Annotated in this window: 17 protein-coding genes; 9 read left to right on the top strand and 8 right to left on the bottom strand. The window is 62.4% G+C overall.

Going from position 1 to position 20,957, the window contains the following annotated elements:
- Positions 1-139 precede the first annotated feature (139 nt).
- Complete coding sequence (locus CAP37_RS08470) at positions 140-1,438, top strand: undecaprenyl-phosphate glucose phosphotransferase (RefSeq protein WP_218776835.1); 1,299 nt, start codon at positions 140-142, stop codon at positions 1,436-1,438.
- Positions 1,439-1,539: 101 nt separating this feature from the next.
- Here CAP37_RS08470 and CAP37_RS08475 read toward each other — a convergent pair whose 3' ends face one another.
- Both CAP37_RS08475 and CAP37_RS08480 read right to left on the bottom strand, forming a co-directional pair.
- On the bottom strand, positions 1,540-2,922 hold the full coding sequence (locus tag CAP37_RS08475; protein ID WP_086123773.1) for a DUF1501 domain-containing protein: 1,383 nt from the start codon (positions 2,920-2,922) through the stop codon (positions 1,540-1,542).
- Positions 2,923-2,932: 10 nt separating this feature from the next.
- On the bottom strand, positions 2,933-4,474 hold the full coding sequence (locus CAP37_RS08480; RefSeq protein ID WP_086124889.1) for a DUF1800 family protein: 1,542 nt from the start codon (positions 4,472-4,474) through the stop codon (positions 2,933-2,935).
- Positions 4,475-4,506: 32 nt separating this feature from the next.
- On the opposite strand from CAP37_RS08480, the gene CAP37_RS21950 reads away from it, so the two are divergent.
- A complete protein-coding gene (locus tag CAP37_RS21950) occupies positions 4,507-4,668 on the top strand; it encodes a hypothetical protein (RefSeq protein ID WP_256927010.1) in 162 nt (53 codons plus the stop codon).
- A 459-nt stretch (positions 4,669-5,127) separates the two neighbouring features.
- On the opposite strand, the gene CAP37_RS08490 is transcribed toward CAP37_RS21950, so the two are convergent.
- Positions 5,128-5,985, bottom strand: coding sequence for a hypothetical protein (locus tag CAP37_RS08490; RefSeq protein WP_086123774.1), 858 nt, complete (start codon positions 5,983-5,985; stop codon positions 5,128-5,130).
- 173 nt (positions 5,986-6,158) lie between these two features.
- On the opposite strand from CAP37_RS08490, the gene CAP37_RS21955 reads away from it, so the two are divergent.
- Positions 6,159-6,473, top strand: coding sequence for a hypothetical protein (locus tag CAP37_RS21955; protein WP_143435909.1), 315 nt, complete (start codon positions 6,159-6,161; stop codon positions 6,471-6,473).
- Between the two features lie 480 nt (positions 6,474-6,953).
- Here the strand turns inward: CAP37_RS21955 and CAP37_RS08500 are convergent, their stop codons facing one another.
- The 3 genes from CAP37_RS08500 to CAP37_RS08510 all read right to left on the bottom strand — a co-directional run bounded on the left by CAP37_RS08500 (position 6,954) and on the right by CAP37_RS08510 (position 10,306).
- Positions 6,954-8,141: a branched-chain amino acid ABC transporter substrate-binding protein gene (locus CAP37_RS08500; RefSeq protein WP_086123775.1), complete on the bottom strand. Its 1,188-nt coding sequence runs from the start codon at positions 8,139-8,141 to the stop codon at positions 6,954-6,956.
- A 186-nt stretch (positions 8,142-8,327) separates the two neighbouring features.
- Positions 8,328-8,801, bottom strand: a complete 474-nt coding sequence (locus CAP37_RS08505; RefSeq protein WP_256926914.1) for a DNA polymerase III subunit chi — start codon at positions 8,799-8,801, stop codon at positions 8,328-8,330.
- Complete coding sequence (locus tag CAP37_RS08510) at positions 8,798-10,306, bottom strand: leucyl aminopeptidase (protein WP_086123777.1); 1,509 nt, start codon at positions 10,304-10,306, stop codon at positions 8,798-8,800. The genes CAP37_RS08505 and CAP37_RS08510 overlap by 4 nt, the downstream gene beginning before the upstream one ends.
- 25 nt (positions 10,307-10,331) lie before the next feature.
- Here CAP37_RS08510 and lptF point away from each other — a divergent pair, with 25 nt between their 5' ends.
- The 5 genes from lptF to CAP37_RS08535 are packed head-to-tail and all read left to right on the top strand — an operon-like array spanning position 10,332 to position 15,070.
- Positions 10,332-11,450 carry an LPS export ABC transporter permease LptF gene (gene lptF / locus CAP37_RS08515; protein ID WP_086123778.1) on the top strand — a complete coding sequence of 373 codons (1,119 nt, stop codon included), beginning with the start codon at positions 10,332-10,334 and terminating at the stop codon, positions 11,448-11,450.
- On the top strand, positions 11,447-12,565 hold the full coding sequence (lptG, locus tag CAP37_RS08520; RefSeq protein WP_086123779.1) for an LPS export ABC transporter permease LptG: 1,119 nt from the start codon (positions 11,447-11,449) through the stop codon (positions 12,563-12,565). Before lptF ends, lptG begins: the two co-directional genes overlap by 4 nt.
- Before the next feature lie 6 nt (positions 12,566-12,571).
- On the top strand, positions 12,572-12,937 hold the full coding sequence (locus CAP37_RS08525) for a sirohydrochlorin chelatase (protein ID WP_086123780.1): 366 nt from the start codon (positions 12,572-12,574) through the stop codon (positions 12,935-12,937).
- On the top strand, positions 12,934-13,878 hold the full coding sequence (locus CAP37_RS08530; RefSeq protein WP_086123781.1) for a CysB family HTH-type transcriptional regulator: 945 nt from the start codon (positions 12,934-12,936) through the stop codon (positions 13,876-13,878). The genes CAP37_RS08525 and CAP37_RS08530 overlap by 4 nt, the downstream gene beginning before the upstream one ends.
- Before the next feature lie 10 nt (positions 13,879-13,888).
- Positions 13,889-15,070: a pyridoxal phosphate-dependent aminotransferase gene (locus CAP37_RS08535; RefSeq protein WP_086124890.1), complete on the top strand. Its 1,182-nt coding sequence runs from the start codon at positions 13,889-13,891 to the stop codon at positions 15,068-15,070.
- A 3-nt stretch (positions 15,071-15,073) separates the two neighbouring features.
- Here the strand turns inward: CAP37_RS08535 and CAP37_RS08540 are convergent, their stop codons facing one another.
- On the bottom strand, positions 15,074-15,790 hold the full coding sequence (locus CAP37_RS08540) for a twin-arginine translocation signal domain-containing protein (protein ID WP_086123782.1): 717 nt from the start codon (positions 15,788-15,790) through the stop codon (positions 15,074-15,076).
- Positions 15,791-16,045: 255 nt separating this feature from the next.
- On the opposite strand from CAP37_RS08540, the gene CAP37_RS08545 reads away from it, so the two are divergent.
- Complete coding sequence (locus CAP37_RS08545; protein ID WP_086123783.1) at positions 16,046-17,002, top strand: FecR domain-containing protein; 957 nt, start codon at positions 16,046-16,048, stop codon at positions 17,000-17,002.
- 14 nt (positions 17,003-17,016) lie between these two features.
- On the opposite strand, the gene hrpA is transcribed toward CAP37_RS08545, so the two are convergent.
- Positions 17,017-20,943: an ATP-dependent RNA helicase HrpA gene (gene hrpA / locus CAP37_RS08550; protein ID WP_086124891.1), complete on the bottom strand. Its 3,927-nt coding sequence runs from the start codon at positions 20,941-20,943 to the stop codon at positions 17,017-17,019.
- Positions 20,944-20,957 lie beyond the last annotated feature (14 nt).

Raw genomic sequence — 20,957 nt, forward strand, 5'->3', positions numbered from 1 at the left:
AAGTGAGGCTGACTTCGATGGAGTTTGTCGGGTTTTAAAGGCCATTGCACACCTATACTGCGACGCCATGGTCCCCTCCAAACGACCCGTACGTTCCATCCTCAAGCGCCGTGGAAGCATTTCAACGGCGGTGCAGACCTTGCTGGATCTCGTGCTGGTCATCGGGCTTGCTTTGCTGCTCATTCACCAGCAAATCGGCGATCTGACAGCCGAGTATTCGATCCTGCTGTTGCTGCTGGGAATGGGCATGATGTTTGCCTACGACCAGTTTGGCGTCTATCGCAGCAACGGCAGTTTTGCGCGCAAGTCCCTGACGCTCTTCAAGGCTTGGTCCCTGGCCTGTGGCCTGCTTCTTGTAATTGGCTTCGTTACCAAGCAAACCGAGGGCTTCTCTCGCCTCTTGCTTGGTCAGCTCTATGTGGTGGGCTATCTGCTGCAAGCGCTGCATCACTACGTCGGTCGCGAGGTGCAAACCCGCCTCATGCGCCGTGTCATACCCGCCGAGAACGTGCTGATCGTTGGCACGGGCAAGCTGGCGCGCTACCTCCAGAACAAGGTGTCGGGCAATCCGTGGCTTAACCAGAAAGTGATTGGCTGCCTGGAACTGTCTTCCGCGGGGCAAGGTCTTTCAAGCGAGATGAGCGCGCCCCTCTATGCCGCTTCGGATTTCGACAAGCTCCATGAGCCGAACATCATCGGCCCCATGGATGAGATGCTGGCCATCATCGACCGCCACGATGTTCGCACGGTCTACTTCGCCATCCCCCTGGGAGAGTCCGAACTGATCGAGGGCATGTACCTGCAGTTGCTGGATCGCCATGTGGCGGTCCACTGGATACCCGACATTTTCTCGCTGCTGCTGGTCAACCACAGTGTGCGCGAGATTGCAGGCCTGCCTGTGCTGACGCTCTCCGAGACTCCACTGACCGGAACCCGTCTCTTGATGAAGGCGGTAGAAGATTTCGTGCTTGCGCTGCTGATACTTCTGATGATCTCGCCGCTGCTGCTGATCATCGCCGTTGCCATCAAGCTGGACAGCCGGGGCCCCGTGTTCTTCCGGCAGGCGCGCAAGGGTTGGAGTGGCAAGATCTTCCACATCTGGAAGTTTCGCAGCATGTTCGTGCACCAGCCCGAAGCGGGCGTGGTGCAGCAAGCGACCCGCAACGATCCTCGCGTGACCCGGGTGGGCGCCTTCCTGCGGCGAACCAGCCTGGACGAGCTGCCTCAGATCTTCAACGTTCTCAAAGGTGAGATGTCATTGGTAGGCCCGAGGCCCCACGCGGTGCAGCACGACGAAGAGTATTCGAAGAGCATCGACTCCTATTTCGCCCGACACAACATCAAGCCCGGCATCACAGGCCTGGCTCAGGTGCGCGGACTCCGGGGCGAAACCAAAGAGATCGGCCGCATGCAGGAGCGCATCGAGTCCGACATTTAATACATCAACAACTGGTCACTCTGGCTGGACCTGACCATCATTCTGCGCACGCTTGGCGCGTTGTCGGGACGAAACGCCTACTGATCCGGGGACGAGGCTTTCTAGGCCAAGGGCCCCATGAAGCCCAGATCGCGAGACGCGAACCGTCCGATGTTGGGCAACACCAGCGGCAAATTGCTCAGCGACACGCCAAACCACCGCGCCAGAGTGCCTGCGTACTCATCTACCGAAGTGGTGGGAATCAGCCTGCCCTGCCCTGCGTCTTCCGGGCCATTGAGTGCCACAGTGGGAAACTGCCCGTAGACACGGTTGCCCTGTACTGCACCACCCATCACGAAATGGTGCGCTCCCCAGCCATGGTCAGAACCTCTGCCGTTGTGTTGCAGTCCGCGTCCGAAATCAGAAGCGGTGAATGTGGTCACCTGATTGGCCACACCCAGCGCCGCTGTTGCCTGGTAAAAAGCTGCCATTGCATCGCCGAGTTCACGCAGTTTGGTTCCTTGGTCCGCCAGCAGGTTGTCGTGGAAATCGTAGCCGCCCTGCTGAACGAAGAACATTTGCCTGCGCTGACCAAGACCATTTCGGGCAGCGATCATGCGAGCCACCATTTGCAACTGCCGTCCCAATCCGGTTTGCGGGAAGGTGGTCGGCACAGTCACCCCGGAAACAGCACTGCTGACAAGCGATTCCGTGCTCATGGCTCGAGCCGAGATCTTGTTAAGTTCACCTTCGAGCAATTGATTGCGAGACTCGGACATCAGCCTGCGCAGCGCGGTGGCCCCTGCAGCAGAACCGTAGAGCGCGTTCTGCGCAGATATTCGAACTGCCCCATCGGTGGTCAACTGATACTGAATCGTGCTGCTGCCCGATTGCATGATGTTGTTCCCGGCCACCGACATGGCGATGGAAATGCCGCTGCCCGGGTTGTAGGCGTTGGCCAGCAGGTCACCCATTCGCCCTTGCCAACCGGTTTGTGAGGGCCGATCCGGCAATCCTGTCTGCCAGGCAGCTTGCTGGTCGGAGTGCGAGAACAACTGCGCCGGTGTTGCCACCGTCGGCCGCCCGGAGTTCCACTGAGCACGTGTCATGGGTGCCGCCAGCGTCCCCACATTGGCAACCAGGGCCACGCGTTGCTGGTTGAAAAGCGTGTGCAGCCCCGACAAGGAAGGATGCAGCCCAACGGGCTGCCCGGTGTAACCGGTGGGCGCGACGTTCAAAAGGCTTGAAGCTGCAAGTGCCAGCGATGGACGCCCCTGCTGGTAGCTGTTGTAACCGGCGCCGCTGGAAGGAACGACCGTGTTGGACTGGTCATTGCCGCCTGCAAGAAAAATACAGACCAATGCCTTGTGGTCTCCGGCGGTCTGGGCACTGGCCGCACCTGCAGCCAGCATATTCATCGCGAACGGCGTACCGGCCAGAGCGGACAACTGGGCCGTGCGCCGCAAGAATTCACGGCGGGCAAGAGATCGATGGATGTAGGTCATTGAAGGCCTTTCACTTCTGCACGATAAATTCTGGAGATAGCATGGTGAGCGCCACAGCAGTGTGCACCCGTCCGGCCGCGTTCGATGCGGGCACGGAGGTGACAGCGTCCGTGATAAGTTGCCGCGTGGACGGCGTCATCCGTCCTGCGGTCAGCAGCAGGTTCAAGTGCTCAAGCAGTTGGGCAGGGTTGTTCGCTAGTGAGATTTCCGGAGCATAGTTGGCCACAATTGCATTCGCACCAGAACTGTGGCCGCGCTCCACAGTTGTGATAACGAAGTTGGCATATCCAGTTGTCGTGGTCTCGTGAGTAATCTGGAACTCAGGTGCCACGAGGCCGCTGCTGAGAATCGGCCCAGGAGGCGCGTAGTCGGGCCGGAACCAATTGAAAACGCTCGGTGCCCTCAAGGGATTCTGGCCCAGGCTGGAAACGTTGTCCTCCAGATTCCAGATCCTGTATGCGCCGTGCGCAGAGCGGGCATTGAAGGCGCGCATCCAGGTAGCAAAACGCACCATGGGCTCGCGGAGCTTGCCCCAATTGGCCTGATTGGCGTAGCTCGAGTCTCTGGCCTCGACATCAAGCAGGATGGCACGCAATATGGCGCGCATATCGCCACGCACACCGCTGCCGTTGTTGTTGAATGCGGCCACCACACGGGATACGTACGCTGGACTGGGGTTGCTGGTGACCAGACGCTGGATCAACTGTCTGCTGATGAAGGGCGCGGTATTGGGATGATTGAACAACCTGTCAATCGCGATTTGCAGGCTGGCCTCACCAGATGTGCCAGCGGGAATGGTGACCCCGAGGAACCTCTTCTCGCTGGTCGAATGGTATTCCGGGTAGTTCTGCAGCTGTTGTCGCCAGTTGAGTTCTGCAGGCCCTGAGCTGACCCATCCCATCCATCGCCCCAGGCTACGATCGGGGCCGTTCCAGCTCCAGCCGGTGAACACCTTCGCCAGTCCCATGACGTCCTGATTGTTGTAGGTTGGAATGAAGGCGCCGCTGGAATCTCGACGGCGAGTGCCGTCCTGATTGAGCTCCCACAAGCCAATACTGAACAGCTGCATGACCTCTCGTGCAAAGTTCTCATCTGGCAATCGTCCCGTAGTGGGGTCTTCCTTCTCGTTGCGCAGGTGGGAAAGGTAGCTCGCCATCGCGGGGTGCGTTGCGACATCTTGCAAAAGCGTGCGGAAATTCCCAAACGCGTTCCGGGAAAGCATGTCCAGATAGCTGGCGTGAGCATGCGGTATCTCGGAAATGGTGCTGTTCACTTCGGAGATCACGAACAATTCACTCAGAGCCAGCGTTGTCCTTTGCCGCAACTGGTCCGGGCCGCGCACCGCCTGCAACCAGAAGCTTTCCATGACGCCATTCACATATGCCGCGTCGCAGACCGTGCATCCAGGAATACCCCGGCGAACTATGGCGTAGTCCCAATGGGTGTCCATGGACGCGGTGTTGAACTGCTCCGCGACCCAGGCAGCAGCCCCAATACTGGCCACGCGATCTATCTGGGCAGTGGTCGGACCAAAAGTAGCCTGGGTCAGCAGCCTTGCGGCATCTGTCCGCGCTGTAGGAACCGGTGCTGGTGCTGGTGCCGGAGCCGGTGCTGGTGCTGGTGCTGGTGCTGGTGCTGGTGCCGGAGCCGGAGCCGGAGCCGGTGCTGGTGTTGGTGTTGGTGCCGGAGCTGGTGCCGGAGGCTTTGGTGTCGGAGCTGGAGCTGGCGGCTTTGGTGCCGGGATAGGCGCTGGCGCCGGGGCCGCAGCCTGCGAATTCGAATCCGTAGCGACGGCACCGCTACCGCCACCTCCACAGGCGCTCAGCACCATCAGGAACAACAGCGAGAGTGAATAGTGCGGCAGACGAGAGCGCGATTGCGTCACCAGTGTCGATGCGGTGTTCATGGATGTTTACTCAGAAACGGCTGAAGAAAGTCTGTCCGGTTGCAAATGCCCGTCACAATTACATCGTTCGTCCGGGCTAAGACGCGAAGCTTGGTAATGAGTGTGAATAGGGCCGGCACTGGAGACTGCCCAAACTCGACAAACGGGCGAAGCCAGTGCTTCGTAGGTGGGAAGTATCGCCACATTGACCACGCTCTTGCCACCAATTGTTAGGGGTAGAAACAAACTGTTTTACCCCCCGAGGCGCCCATGCGGATAGTTCCAATCCCTTGCTCGCTCTCAAATCGAGAGCCGGAGAATCAAGGTGCGGGGAACCAATAGCTGCTGTCGGTTGATGCGTCGAACTGGAACGGGTTTCGCTGCGTCGTCGTGTCGGAAAACATGCCCGTACAGACGCCGACCTGAGCAGACCGATTGAGCATGTTGGCGGACGCAGCGCAAATCGTGTCTCGCATCAGCGAACGACACTGCGCGAGGTCAGGGGCGTTGAAAGTATTGAAGTGGTTGGCTACCGCTTGCCATGCAACGGCCTGCAACGATTGGGCCTGCGTGGAGCTCACGCCGGCAGGCGCCCAAGCGCCCACTGGAGAACGGCGATAGACCGACGCATAGTTCACCAGCGCTATGTAATACACACCAAGGGACGTGAGGTGTACATCGTCAGAAAAAATGCGGTCAACCGTTTCGCGCACACTTGAGCCCGTGATGCCTGCCACGCCTGCGCCCTGCGTGGCCTGCTCAACAAGACTGGCCAAAGCAAGCCCAGCCGGGAGGTACACCACCCGATCGTTGCGACCCGCCAACTGAAGCGATTGATTAATACGTGTGGCAACACATTGCCATGCTGGCGCAACCGTACGCTCATAGGCTACCCAATTGCTGGGGGAATTCTTGTTGGGCAACCCCAGCCAAGAGTGATAGAGATAGGTATTGCCATCTGGGTTGCCTTCGATCAATCGATCGTGAAAATGTCGCGCGTACCTCACGGTGTTCTCCGACATGATCGTGTCCACAACGTCGTGACGTTCGGTGAGGATCAAGGTGTCATAGCGTTGGCCACTAATGGTCTGCGGCTGCCGAAGCTCGTTCACCACATTCATGCTTGAACCGGACCGGTTCTTTCCCAAGCTGTAGCCCGTGAACGAGGCGCTGTTCATATCGGCGCCTCGGGTCCGATAGCGGATGGGCGCTCCCGGAATGTTCTGCTGATTCCACCAGGCCGATGTGTTGAGGCTTTGCGCAATGGAGGCCACATACTCTGGGAGTGGATTGTCTGTGAGGCTGTGCCCTGAGAAGAACAAGCGCGCAGCAGTACGAGGACTACTCAGCGATGGGGCTGGAGCCGGAGCCGGAGCCGGAGCCGGAGCCGGAGCCGGAGCCGGAGCCGGAGCCGGAGCCGGAGCCGGAGCTGGAGCTGGTGCTGGAGGCTTCGGTGATGGCGCTGGGGCTGGCGCAGGAGCCGGTGCTGGCGCCGGGATCGGTGGTGGAGCCGGAGCCGGAGCTTGCGCGGACGGCGCCGGTGCCTGGGCCGTCGCCTCACTGCCGCCACCACATGCACTCAATACGGCAAGAAAAAGCAGCGAAAGAGAAACCCGTGACTGGTAAGAGCGCGATGCTTTCATCAAAGCCTTCGGGGTATTCATAAAATTTCTCAAGGGATTTCTCGATGAAGTTTGTTTACCGCCGTTTCAGCTGACCGCTCGTGCGGCAGAAAAAACATGAGTTCGGGTATTAGTGTCACTCGCGGGTATGACAAGACCACACCCAGAAGGCCAAGCGGTCGAAAGCGACGTGCTGACGGACTATCGCCTCGACGGGGATGACTGACGCCTCTAGAGATTAACATACGTAACCAGATGTGACTTCGCGGGCTGAATTTTTTGACCGCACACCACCCCCCCAATTACACCCTCCATATTTACCCTAATTCGCCGACACAATTCCTCACGCTTGATACCAGATTGGCAGGCTGATACAAGTAGGACAGAGACGCAGCGTTCTGCAGCCAGATCTCATTTTTCCGCTTGATTGGGAGTGCTGGAGAAAGACGGGACGAAAAAAAGCCACCGCAAGCGGTGGCTTTTCAGGTTCGAGACCCTGAGGGTCTCGGGAGGCCAGTGTTCGATCAGCGAATCACGGCGAGGGTCGTGCGCTGACCGCCCTTGTAGGTCATGAGCGTCAGGGCGCCGTTCTTGATGTCGCCCTTTTCGTCGAAGGCGATGTTGCCGGTCACACCCTTGTAGTTGGTGGACTTGAGGGCAGGCAGGTAGACCTTGGGGTCGGCCGAACCGGCGGTCACCATGGCGTTGGCCATGACCTTCACTGCGTCATAGACGTAAGGAGCGTACACCTGCACGTCGGCACCGAACTTGGCCTTGAAGTCGGCGCGGAACTTGTCCATGCCAGCCTTCTGCTCGCCTTCCACACCACCGGCTTCTGCGCAGAACACGGTCTCTTCACCCATGCCGTCAGCAGCCAGCTTTGGCAGTTCGCTGGAGCAGATGCCGTCGCCACCCATGAACTTGGCGTTGATGCCCAGCTGCTTCATCTGCTTCAGCATCGGGCCGGCCACGGCGTCCATGCCGCCGAAGAACACCACGTCAGGCTTCTTGGCCTTCAGGGTGGTCAGGATGGCGTTGAAGTCGGTTGCCTTGTCGTTCGTGAACTCGCGGCCCACCACGGTACCGCCAGCGGCAGCAACGCCCTTTTCGAACTCGTCAGCAACGCCCTGGCCGTAAGCGGTGCGGTCATCAATGACGGCAACGGTCTTGGCCTTGAGGGTTTCCACGGCGTACTTGCCGAGGGTGCCGCCGAGGTGCACGTCGTCGGCCACCATGCGGAACACGCCGGCGTAGCCCTGGCGGGTGTACTTGGGGTTGGTGGCGGAGGGGGAGATCTGGGGAATGCCAGCGTCGTTGTAGATCTGCGAAGCCGGAATGGTGGTGCCGGAATTCAGGTGACCGATCACACCAGCAACCTTGGCGTCCACCAGCTTCGTCGCTGCGGCGGTGCCTTGCTTCGGATCTGCAGCGTCGTCTTCAGCCAGCAGTTCGAAGGTCACAGGAGCGCCAGCAATGGTCAGGCCAGCGGCGTTGAGTTCCTCGATCGCCATCTTGGCGCCGTTTTCGTTGTCCTTGCCGAGGTGGGCAATGGCGCCACTCGTGGGGCCCACGTGACCGATCTTGATGACCTGAGCAGCAACTGCGGGAGCCGCCGCAGGTGCAGCAGCCGGAGCAGCAGCCTCTTCTTTTTTGCCGCAAGCGGCAAGAGCGACAGCCGCCGCAATGACGGCCAGTTTGATGTTCAGTTGCATGGTTTTCCTCAGAAAGGGTAAGTGTTGGAATGCGGAGGGAACTTTTTTTTCTCCACATCCATAAAGATACTCCAAAAATCGCACGGATTTCGCGGCCATTCAACGGTCAAAGGCAGACCGAGGGTTTTCCCAAATGCCCATCACGCCATTGAATCCTCCATTAGCGCAATGCATGAAAAGGGGCATTCAGCCCGGTTTCCGCGACTCGGGCGACGCCAACTGCAGATCGTGTCGCTGGGGCTCGATTCCGTTCGCTTTGTAGAACTTCCAGCGCTCACGCGCCTGTTGTCGATCGAGGTCGCTGCCGCTCACCACCTCGATCACGCGAGCGTAGTTGTCGAAACCTGAAGGCACTTCGCTGCACAGGTTCACGAGCACCGTTGCATCGCTCTGGACGGGCAGACTGCCAGCGAGCTGGATGGGCGACCGAGACCAGACATGGTCAGGGTCTGACGCGCTGGAATGGGGGATGAACGCGCCGGGTGCCATGGTCCAGAGCGCGGTATCCAGCGCGAGGCGGTCAGATTCGTCAGCCACAACCAGAAGTCGAGCGCCACGCTGGTATGCCTTGCGAAGCAGGCGGCAGGCGTACCCGAGCTTGTCTGGTGCGTTGAAATGAAAGGCCACTTCGGTCATGGAATGCCGGCAGATCGAATTCAAGCCTTGCGCGCGCGCGTGGAAACTGCTTTCCTGGATTTCACGGGAACGACGGCGTCCTGGGACGCCTGATCGATAAGGTACTGCAGCAGCAGCGGCACGGGTCGCCCGGTGGAGCCCTTTGCCGCACCGCTCTTCCAGGCGGTGCCGGCGATGTCGAGGTGGGCCCAGGGCAGATCGGTGGCGAACTTCTGCAGAAATTTGGCGGCTGTGATGGCGCCACCGGCTCGGCCAGCCACGTTGCCCATGTCGGCAAAGTTGGACTTGAGGCCCTCGGCGTATTCGTCATCCAGGGGCATACGCCAGCAAAGATCGTGCGCCGAATCACCGGCTTGCTGCAGGGCCTGTGCCAGGTCTTCGCGCGGGGAGAACAGACCGGAACGCACGCCACCCAGGGCAATCACGCAGGCGCCCGTCAAGGTGGCGATGTCCACCACGCTGCGGGGTTTGAAACGTGCGGCGTAGGTCAGCGCATCGCACAGGATCAAGCGCCCTTCGGCGTCGGTATTCAGAATCTCGATGGTTTGCCCGCTCATGCTGGTCACCACATCGCCTGGCTTCACAGCCTGGCCGTCCGGCATGTTCTCGCAGCTCGGGATCAGGCCGACCACGTTGATGGCGGGTTGAAGCTCGGCGAGCGCAGCAAAGGTACCCAGCACGCTTGCTGCGCCGCCCATGTCGAACTTCATCTCATCCATTTCGGCCGCCGGCTTGATGGAGATGCCACCCGTGTCGAAGGTGATGCCCTTGCCCACCAGCACCACGGGCGCGCTGGTCTTGGTCGCGCCGCTGTACTGCATGACGATGAACCGCAACGGCTCGGCCGATCCCTTGGCAACGGCGAGGAACGAGCCCATTCCCAGGGCCTCGACCTGCTTGGGACCCAGCACTTCAGTCTTGATACGAGGGTGACGGCCCAGCTTTCGCGCTGCGTCGGCCAGCATGTTGGGCGTGGCGTGGTTGGCGGGCCGGTTGGCCCATTCCTTGGCGAATTCCACGCCGGTCACCAGCGCCTTGCCGGTCTCGAAGCCCTGGCGCACGGCCGCCGGCTGTTTTACACCGAGCACGACGTGGCGCAGAGCGCGCGCTTTGGCGGAAGGTTTGGTGGTGGTAAAGCAGTAGGTCGCATCGGCAGCGGCCTGCACCGCCGCGCGCACCGCTGCATCGGTCGCATCGAGCAGGCTGAGCACCAGTCCCAGGCGCTGCAGGCCGGGTTGCCTGAGCGCGGTAACCCCTGCGGCTACGGCTTTGCGCACGGAAACGGCGGAGCCGTCGCCTGCGCGGACCAGCATGACCCGGACCGCCTTGAAGCCACTGGGGCGGTAGCAGGACAGCAGCTTCGCCACACCGGCCTCGAGATCGCCGGCCTTCGTGACCTGCGCGACGAGCTGGCTGAGCGGATCATCGGCTTCGCCCATCGGTCGGGCATCGGGCACCAGCACCAGCAGGGCGTCGCAGGCAAGCTGGGTGGCCTGGGCGGGTGAAAGGGATTTGAGTTCAAAGTCCATAATCGTGCTTTCCTGTTCTCGATCGATGTTATTCCATTCTTCCATTCGCAAAGAGCTGGCGCGCAGCTTCGGGGCCACCCTGGTGGTCCTGTTCACCATCGTGCTGACCATGCTGCTCATTCGCACGCTGGGGCTGGCCTCGCGTGGCAGTGTGAACCCGCAGGAAATCGCGCTGGTGCTGGGCTACACCGTGATCGGTCGCATGCCGACCATCCTGACACTGGCCCTCTTCATTGCCATCGTCTTCACGCTCTCGCGCATGTACCGCGACAGCGAGATGATCATCTGGTTCTCCAGCGGGCGTTCGCTCGGGGGCTTTCTCGGCCCCGTCATGCGTTTCTCGTGGCCGATCCTGCTCGTGATCTCACTCGGCGTATTTTTTGTCTGGCCCTGGGCCAACCAGCAGACCGACAACCTGCGTGACCGTTTTGAGCGCAGAGGCGATCTGGAACGCGTAGCGCCCGGGCAGTTTCAGGAGTCCTCGAGCGGACGGCGGGTGTTCTTCATCGACAAGGACACGGCCGATGGCACCGAGGGCCGCAACATCTTCATCTCCAGCACGGAGACCGACGGGCGTGAAACGGTGACCTCGGCACGCTCGGGCCGCATCGAATGGGTGAAAGACCAGCAATTCCTGATGCTGAGCAACGGCCAGCGGCTGGAAACAGCGCCGGATCAGAGCAGCCAGCGCGTGAGCGAGTTCGAAGAGTACGGCACTCAGATTGGCACTTCGGTGGTGGGGCAGCGCGGCACGCAGGCGCTCAAGGCTCGCAACAGCTGGGAGCTCATCACGCAGCCCAGCGCTGCCAATCTGGGCGAGCTCGGCTGGCGCATAGGCATGGGCCTCACTTCGCTGAACTTCGTGCTCATTGCACTGGCCACCACCACCGGTAACCCGCGTGCGGGGCGCGGCGGCAACCTGTTCTTCACGCTCTTCGCCTTCGTCTTCTATTACAACTTGCTGAACCTGGGGCAGAGCTGGGTCGCCAGCGGGCTGTTCAGCCTGGGGGGCTTCATGCTCATGCTGCATGGAGGGGTGTTCGCGATCACAGTGCTGTGGCTGATCAAGCGCCACTTCAACCTCAGCGTGCGCGGCTGGATCAGCGCGCGGCGCAGCCGCCGCGCCACGGAAGCTGCTGCATGAGAACCATACGGCGCCTGATCTATGGCGAGGTCTTCGCGGCAGTGGCCTTTGTGCTGCTGGCTTTCCTCTCTTTGTTCTTCTTCTTCGATTTCGTCGATGAATTGCCAGCGCTCGGCAAACCCTCCGTGCTGCAGTCCGATCTGGTGTACGAGGTGCCGCACGCCCTGCTCTACGTGACGCTGCTGATGCCGAGCCGGGTTTACGAACTGTTGCCCATCGCCGTGTTGATTGGCGCCGTTTTCGTGCTGGCGCGTCTGGCGCAGGGTTCTGAGTACACGATTCTTCGCACCAGCGGGCTGGGTCCTTGGCGCGCGCTGCGTATGCTGCTTGGCCTGGGGGCGGTGTTCGTCGTGCTCACCTTCGCCATTGGCGACTATCTGGCTCCGCTCTCGGACCGCACAGCCCAACTGCTCAAGGCGCGCTACCAGGGGAACATCAGTCTGGGCAGCACCGGTGCGTGGCTCAAGGAACGCCAGCCTTACAGCAACTTCTCGGTGAACGTGGGCTCGATGTCGGCCCAGGGCGCGTTGAGCAATGTGCGCGTCTTCGAGTTCAACAACCAGGGCTTTCTGGTGTCCACCTTGCACGCGGCCACCGGCCAGATCGAGGTCGACGATTCCTGGACCTTGCGCAAGGTTCAGCGCCGCGAGTTTGACACCGCAGGACTCGCCTCGGGGCGCGTGCAGCGGCGCGACCTGGAAACCTTCCGCTGGCCCAGCGGCATCAATGCAGAGATGGTCTCGGTGGCGTTGCTCAAACCCGAGCGCATGCGCACCGCCGACCTGTTCGGCTACATCCGCCATCTGGAAGCCAACGGCCAGACCGCTCAACGTTACGAGATCGAGTTCTGGCGCAAGGTGTTCTATCCGCTCAGTTGCCTGGTGATGGTGGTGCTGGCGCTGCCATTCGCTTACCTCCATTTCCGTTCGGGCAGCATCACCGGCTACGTGTTCGGCGGTGTGATGATCGGCATCAGTTTCTTCCTGCTCAACAACGTCTTCGGCTACATCGGGAACCTCAACCAGTGGCAACCCTGGTTGGCAGCCGCGTCACCTGCGCTGATTTATTCGGTGTTCTCGCTTGCGGCCTTTGGCTGGCTGGTGCTTCGGAGGTAGCGCGCCGTGCTCGGAGTCATCGTGTTTGCCCATGGGTCGCGCGACCCCCTGTGGCGCCAGCCAGTTGAATCGGTGGCGCGCCAGATCGCCATCAGTTCGCCAGGGTCACCCGTCTCATGTGCCTATCTGGAGCTCTGCGAGCCCGACATGGCCACCGCCGCGCGCCAGGTGGTGGCGGCCGGGGCCACCGAGGTGCGTGTGCTGCCGCTTTTCTTCGGAATGGGAAAACATGCTCGGGAAGATCTGCCACAGCTCATGGCCGAACTCGGGCGCACCCACCCAGGCGTGCGTTTTGAACAATTGCCCACGGCGGGCGAAGATCCGCGCCTGACGGCGCTCCTGGCCACGATCGCCCTGGAGTCCACCGCATGAACCTGCACCAGTTCCGCTTCGTGCAAGAAGCGGTTCGCCGCAACCTCAACCTCACCGAGGCGGCCAAGGCGTTGCACACCTCTCAGCCAGGCGTCTCCAAAGCCATCATCGAGCTCGAGGGTGAACTCGGCATCGAGATTTTTGCCCGCCACGGCAAGCGCATCAAACGCGTCACCGAGCCCGGGCAGCAAGTACTCAAGAGCATCGACATCATCCTGCGCGAGGTCAACAACCTCAAGCGCATCGGCGAACAGTACTCGGCCCAGGACAGTGGCACGCTTTCCATCGCCACCACGCACACCCAGGCGCGCTACGTATTGCCCGGGCCTGTGGCCGCGCTGCGCCAGGCCTACCCCAAGGTCGCCATCAGCCTGCATCAGGGGTCGCCCGACCAAGTGGCCCGCATGCTGATGGAGGAAGTGGCCGAGATCGGCATGGCCACGGAGTCGCTGGTCAACTACCCGGAACTCGTCACCCTGCCCTGCTACGAATGGCAGCACGTGCTGGTGTTCCCGTTTGACCATCCCCTGCTCGAGCGTGAGCGCATCACGCTTGAAGACCTCGTGCAGGTGCCGCTGATCACCTACCACCCCAGCTACACCGGTCGCACCCGCATCGACCAGGCGTTCGCTCTGCGGCATCTGCAGCCCAACGTCGTGCTTGAAGCGATCGATTCGGACGTCATCAAGACCTATGTGAAGCTGGGCATGGGTGTGGGCATCGTGGCCGAGATGGCCATGCAGGGCGACAACCAGACGCCCGACCTGGTTTCCCGGCCGGCGGCACAACTTTTCGGCCACAACCTGGCTCGCGTGGCGTTCAAGCGCGGCACCTACCTGCGCCATTTCGTGCTGCGCTTCGCCGAACTCCTGAGCGATCGCCTCTCCCGCGACCTGATCCTGCGTGCCATGAGCGGCACGCCCGACGACTACGAGCTCTGACCTGAACATGATGTCTGCCCGCATGCCCGCCCAAACGCCTGCTGTTGTTTCGCGCCTGCCCAACGTGGGCACCACCATCTTCTCCGTCATGTCGGCACTGGCCGCCGAGCACGGCGCGGTGAACCTCGGTCAGGGCTTTCCGGATTTCAACTGCGATCCTGCCTTGGTCGACGCCGTATCCCAGGCCATGCAGGCCGGTCACAACCAGTACCCGCCCATGCCTGGCGTACCTGCGCTGCGCCAAGCCATGGCCGCGAAGATGAAAGCCCTGTACGGGCTGGAGTGCGATGCCAACGCGGAGATCACCATTACCGCCGGCGCCACTCAGGCCATCCTCACGGCCATCCTCGCGGTGGTGCACCCGGGCGACGAAGTGATCGTGCTGGAGCCTTGTTACGACAGCTACGTGCCCAACATTGAACTCGCTGGCGGTGTGGCGGTGCGTGTTCCGCTCACCCCCGGCACCTTCCGCCCCGATTTCGACCGCATCGCCGCCGCTATCACGCCACGCACGCGCGCCCTCGTCATCAACAGCCCGCACAACCCCAGCGGCACGGTGTGGAGCGAAGCCGACATGCTGCGTCTGCAGGAATTGCTGGCGCCCACCAGCGTGCTCCTGATCAGTGACGAGGTGTACGAGCACATGGTGTTCGACGGCCAGGCCCACCAGAGCGCAGCTCGCTTTCCAGGGCTGGCCCAGCGTGCGTTCATTGTCAGCAGCTTCGGCAAGACCTACCACGTCACGGGCTGGAAGGTGGGCACCGTGGTGGCACCCGCGCCGCTCACGGCCGAGTTCCGCAAGGTGCACCAGTTCAACGTGTTCACCGTGAACACGCCCATGCAACACGCCCTTGCGGCATTCATGGGCAACCCGGCGCCTTATCTGGAACTGCCCGCCTTCTACCAGCGCAAGCGCGACCTGTTTCGCGAGGGCCTGGCCGCCACGCGCTTCAAGTTGTTGCCGGGCGAAGGCACCTATTTCCAGTGTGTAGACATCTCGCAACTCGCGGTGCCGGAGCGTGAACTCGCAGAAGGCGACTTCTGCCAGTGGCTCACGCGCGAGATCGGCGTGGCGGCCATTCCCCTGTCGGCCTTCTATGGCAATGGGTTCGACCAGCGGGTGGTGCGGTTCTGCTTTGCGAAGAAGGAAGATACCCTGCGCGAAGCGCTGAAGCGTTTGTCTCGACTCTGATTTTCAGCACCGCACTGGGTTGCGGCAAAACTGGTCTAGCTCCCGCACCACCGCTGTCCGGGCCACCGCCTGCTTCGCGTTCGGCCCCGCCTCCAGGCTCAGCTTCATCTCGTACTTCTTGAAGAAGTCGTCGAACAATTCGCCCCCCAGCGTGCCGACAGCCGCGAGGCCATCGGTCTTGCCGTCGTGCTCGATCAACACCGCGCACAGCGGTTGTTCGGCCGGACCACTGAGCACCTGAGCGCCGCGCGCCGGGTCGTACTGGCTGTGGTCGGCGCAGCAGTGGATCAAATCGCTGCCTTTGCTCGGCGTCTGCGGGTTCACGGCCGCGCCTTTTCGGAAACTGATGAAGCTCAATTCTTTCGTGGGGTACACCAGCTTGTGCGCGCAGATGGCCGAAAAGGCGACCAGGCTGCGCCTCGGGCCGACGCCGCCCGGCCACTGATAGGCCAGCTTGTCCCGCGTGACCAGGGCGGTGGGCACAGCCGGTTTTCCCAGATCCAGCAAAAAGACCGGGGTGGCCTCGAACGGGTAGTGAAAGACGTAATTGATCTGAGGTTTCAGATTCGAGGCTTTGAGGGGTTTGCCCAGATCGTCCAGCAACTGCACGCGGGCGTAGGCGCGAGGCCTGGCATCTGCAGCCCAGGCCGTGTTGCTCAGCGTGGCGGCCAGCGCCCCTGCTCCAACTGCGCAACTCTCCACAAATTCACGTCGATCCATGGGTGGTTCCTCAATGTGATCGATGAGTGAAACCCAGGGACGTCGGACTGTCAACCAGACGGTTCATGTCCCGTCCTGCGGGTAGGACATGGCACTGGCATGGGGGCAAAACTGCTGGAGCGCGAACTGGTTCACGGTCAGGCTTCACGCCAGCCGCCATTGCAGCGCGCGTGTGAATCCAGTGGACACATGGAAGCGTAAATACTTCCTATATCCAACCAATTGGCCGTGTGCCCAGTGAGAAAGGTGTTTTCGATGTTGAAGGTTTCCACGGTCTCGCGCACCCGTGCTGTCCGATCCACGCGCATGCTGCATGTAACCACCACTGCGCTGTTCGTGTGCGCACTCGTCTGGTCTGCCGTGGGCAGCGCGCGTGCCGCGCCCTCACAAACCGTGGTGGAGGCGGTCCAGCTGCCCGCTTGGGTGGAGCGCAATGGCGAACGCCGCGCTGCGTCGCCCGGCGTGGAGCTTCGCAGCAACGACAGGGCCATCACCGCCGATGGCTCTCGCATGCTGCTGCGCTTGAGCGATCAGAGTGTGATCAAACTCGGCGAGCAGACGGATCTGCTGATCCGCGAGCTGGATGAAACCCGCGCCAATGCCACAGCGCCTGCGGAACTGAACACCACTTTCAAGCTGATCACCGGCGTGTTCCGCTATGCCACCGACTACACGAGCAAGGCGCTGGGCAACCGGCGTGCGCTCAATCTGGAACTGGCCACGGCCACCGTGGGCATTCGCGGTACCGATTTCTGGAGCATGACCGATGCCGCGCACGACGCGGTGTGCGTGTTTGAAGGCAAGGTGGAGGTGCAGCGCGACGCCAGGCCCGGCATCGGGCTGGACCAGCCGGGTGCATTCTGGGTGGTGTTCACGGGTCAACCAGAAAAGCCCGCTGGGCAAGCCACGCCGGAACAACTGACGAAGTTCGTGGGCCAGGCGGAGATGCAGCCAGGCAAGGGCATCCTGCTGCAAGGCGGCCGCTGGCGTGCCGTGGCAGCAACCACCTCCAGCCTCGGCGATGCGGTGGCGCTGCGCCAACGCCTCCAGACGGCCGGTTATCCGGCCGAGCTGGTGAGCCGGGATGGCCGCCACGAAGTGCGCATCAACCGCTTTGCCACGCGCGAAGACGCGCAGGCCGTGCTTGCCCGCCTGCAGACCAGCACCGTCCTGGGTGTGACGCAGGGCCAGGTGGTGCTCTCCGCCCGCTGAACCCCCGGCTTGACTCAGGCAATGAGCTGGGTCCAGGCCTTCTCGAGCCGCTTCAGGCTCACCGGCTGCGGTGTGCGCAGCTCCTGCGCAAAGAAGCTCACCCTGAGCTCTTCCAGCAGCCACCGCAGCTCCTGCTGACGCGCGTCCTGCACGCCCTTGCGCTCGGCCACGAGGCGCCAGAAACGCTGCTCTTGCGGACGCAGCTCGGCCAGCCGGGTGGCGTCCCGTGCGGGATCTGCTCGCAGTTTGTCCAGGCGCAGCTGCACCGCCTTCAGGTAGCGCGGCAGGTGCTGCAGCTGGGCATAGGGCGTCTGCTGCAGGAAGCGTTTTGGCACCAGGCGTTGCAGCTGCTGTCCGATGTCGGCCACCACGTCGGCCGGGGGCCTGGCGTCTTTCAGCTTTCGCTGCGCGGCCGCGTACTCGGTCAGTATGTTGCCGGCGCTGCGCGCAATCTCGTTGGCGATCAGCGTAAGGCGCCCGCGCCCCTCCTCCACCCGGCGCTTGAAAGCAGTCTCGTTGGTCGGCAGCGGGTCGATCAGAAAGGCACGTTCCAGGGACAGTTCAAGAATCTGCGCGCGCAGTTCCTCCAGCGTGCCACCAGCCCCCGCCTCTTTGCCCACCTGCATGTAGGCCACGCCCATGGCTTGCAGGCCAGGCAGGTTCTTCTCCAGGTACTTCAATGCGTCGCGAATCTGCAGCGCGAACAACCGGCGCAAGCCCTCGCGGTGCCGCGCATTCGCCACCTCGGGCTCGTCGAACACTTCGATGCGCACCGCATCCCCATCGTCGATCAGTGCGGGGAAACCGATCAGGGTCTGCTGGCCCTGACGGATTTCCATCAGTTCGGGGAGTTCGCCGAAATCCCAGGCGGTGTGGCGCTCCTGGGCGCTGGCCGATTTCGCGGTTGGTGGTTTTGTTCCCTCGGCCTGTGGGAGAGCGCGAGTGCCTTTTTCGGCGGGAGGTGTGGAAGGTCGATCCCCGCCGGCAGCAATAGACCCCAGCTTCAACTGCGCCAGCGCCTGGAAAGCCCCCCGCGCCTGCGCACCCAGTTCGGCTTTCAGCGCACCCAGATTGCGGCCCTGCCCCAACTGTCGGCCGTGCTCGTCCACCACACGCAGGTGCATGAAGTGGTGCGCACTCAGCATGTCGGCCTTGAGGTCTGCACGCTGGATGTCGATCTGCGTGGCCTCGCGCACCAGTTTCAGCACGGCGTCGACAAAGTTGCCGGCACCAAACACGGTGGGTTCGCTCAAGGCCAGCGCAAAACGCTCTGCAGTAGCCGGCAGCGGCACAAGGCGCGAGCGAGGCCGCTGGTGGAGTGTCTTGAGCAGCGCCAGCACCTTTTCCTTGAGCATGCCGGGCACCAGCCAGTCGCAGCGGTCTTCGCTGGCCTGGTTCAGGGCGAAGATCGGCAGCGTGACCGACAGCCCGTCGCGCGGGTCACCGGGTTCGTGCAAGTACGCGCAGGCGCAGTCCACACCGCCCAGGCGCAGCGTCTTGGGGAAGGTCTGCGTGGTGATGCCAGCGGCCTCGTGGCGCATGAGCTCTTCACGCGTCAGCAGCAACAGCTTCGGGTTCTCGCGCACCGCGTCGCGGTACCAGCGCTCCATGCTGGCGCCATTGCAGATGTGCGCGGGCACTTGCTGGTCGTAGAAGGCGTAGATGAGTTCATCGTCCACCAGCACGTCCTGCCGGCGCGACTTGTGCTCCAGCTCGCCCACCTGGCGCACCAGCTTCTGGTTGGCCGCCAGGAACGGCAGCTTCGTGTCCCACTCGCCCGCCACCAGGGCCTCGCGGATGAATATCTCGCGGGCGCCGACCGGGTCCACGCGGCCGTAGTCGGTTCGGCGGTTGCTGTAGATCACCAGACCATAGAGCGTGGCGCGCTCCAGCGCGGTCACCTGGGCGGCCTTCTTCTCCCAGTGGGGGTCGAGCAACTGTTTCTTGATGAGGTGGCCGCCCACCTGCTCCAGCCAGAGCGGTTCAATGGCGGCGATGCCGCGACCGAACAGGCGCGCGGTCTCCACGAGTTCGGCGCAGACGATCCAGCGGCCCGGCTTCTTGCTCAGGTTGGCGCCGGGGTGGCGGTAGAAGCGAATGCCGCGCGCACCCAGATACCAGTCTTCCGCTTCGCTTTTTTGCCCCACGTTGCCCAGCAGGCCAGCCAGCATGGCCAGGTGCAGTTGCTCGTAGCTCGCAGGCTGCGTGTTGATCTGCCACTTGTGTTCAGCCACCACGGTGTGCAGCTGGGTGTGGATGTCACGCCATTCGCGCACCCGACGCACATTGATGAAGTTCTCTCGCAGCACATTTTCGTACTGGCGGTGGCTGAGCTTGTGGTCCTTGCCATGCCCACCCTTGGTGTCCTCCAGCCACTTCCACAGCTTGAGCGTGCCGCTGAACTCGCTCTTCTCGTCGTCGAACTTCGCCTGCGCCTGATCGGCCTGCGCCTGCTTGTCGAGCGGTCGGTCGCGCACGTCCTGCACGCTCAGGGCCGAGGCAATCACCAGCACCTCGTCGAGCGCGCCGCGTTGTTGCGCTTCCAGAATCATGCGGCCCACGCGCGGGTCCAGCGGCAGGCGCGAGAGCGTCTGGCCTATGGGTGTGAGCCCGTTGTCTTCGTCCACCGCACCGAGCTCAGCGAGCAACTGGTAGCCATCGACAATGGCGCGCTTCTGCGGCGCCTCGATGAAGGCGAAATCTTCCACCGCACCCAGGCGCAGCGCCTTCATGCGCAGAATCACGCCGGCCAGCGAACTGCGCAGGATCTCGGGGTCGGTGAACTTCGGGCGTCCGATGAAGCCTGCCTCGTCGTAGAGACGAATGCAGATGCCATCGGCCACGCGGCCGCAACGACCGGCGCGTTGATTGGCCGCCGCCTGGCTGATGGGTTCCACCATCAGCTGCTCCACCTTCTGGCGGAAGCTGTAGCGCTTCACCCGCGCTGTGCCGGCGTCGATCACGAAGCGGATGCCGGGTACCGTGAGGGAGGTCTCGGCCACGTTGGTCGAGAGCACGATGCGCCGGCCGCTGTGGTCCTGAAAAATGCGGTCCTGCTCAGCCTGCGAGAGGCGCGCAAACAGAGGCAACACCTCGGCGTTGCGCAGCGTCGGGCTGTGGCTCAGGTGCTTGCGCAGGTGATCGGCAGCCTCGCGAATCTCGCGCTCACCCGGCAGGAACACCAGAATGTCGCCACCGGCCGGCCCGCGCCAGAGCTCGTCCACCGCGTCGGTGATGGCACTGTTCAGGTCGTAGTCGCGGCTCTCCTCGAACGGGCGCCAGCGCACCTCCACCGGGAACGTGCGACCCGACACCATGAGCACAGGGGCCGGCCCGGTTTTTGAAGCAAAGTAATGCGCGAAGCGGTCGGCATCGATGGTGGCCGAGGTAACCACCACTTTCAGGTCGGGCCGGCGCGGCAGCAGCTGGCGCAGGTACCCCAGCAGGAAGTCGATGTTGAGGCTGCGCTCGTGGGCCTCGTCAATGATGATGGTGTCGTAGGCGCGCAGGTCGGGATCGTTCTGGGTCTCGGCGAGCAGGATGCCGTCGGTCATCAGTTTGACGGAAGCATCTTTGCTCAAGCGGTCCTGGAAGCGCACCTTGTAGCCGACCACCTCGCCCAGCGGCGTCTTCAACTCTTCGGCGATGCGCTTGGCCACGCTGGAGGCGGCGATGCGTCGAGGTTGCGTGTGGCCAATGAGCTGGCCCCGCTGACCGGGGCCAGCATTGCATTTGCCGCGCCCCATGGAGAGCGCGATCTTCGGGATCTGCGTGGTCTTGCCCGAGCCGGTTTCACCGCAGACGATGACCACCTGATGCTCTCGCATGGCCGCCTCGATCTCGTGGCGACGCGCCGAAACAGGCAGGGAGTCGGGAAATTCGATGTGCAACGGTGTGGGGGACAAGAGCGTAACTTCGGTCAAAATCGGGCAGCCCGCCATTATCCGCGCCCGGC

The sequence above is a fragment of the Hydrogenophaga sp. IBVHS1 genome (assembly GCF_002127265.1).
Classification (GTDB): domain Bacteria; phylum Pseudomonadota; class Gammaproteobacteria; order Burkholderiales; family Burkholderiaceae_C; genus Hydrogenophaga.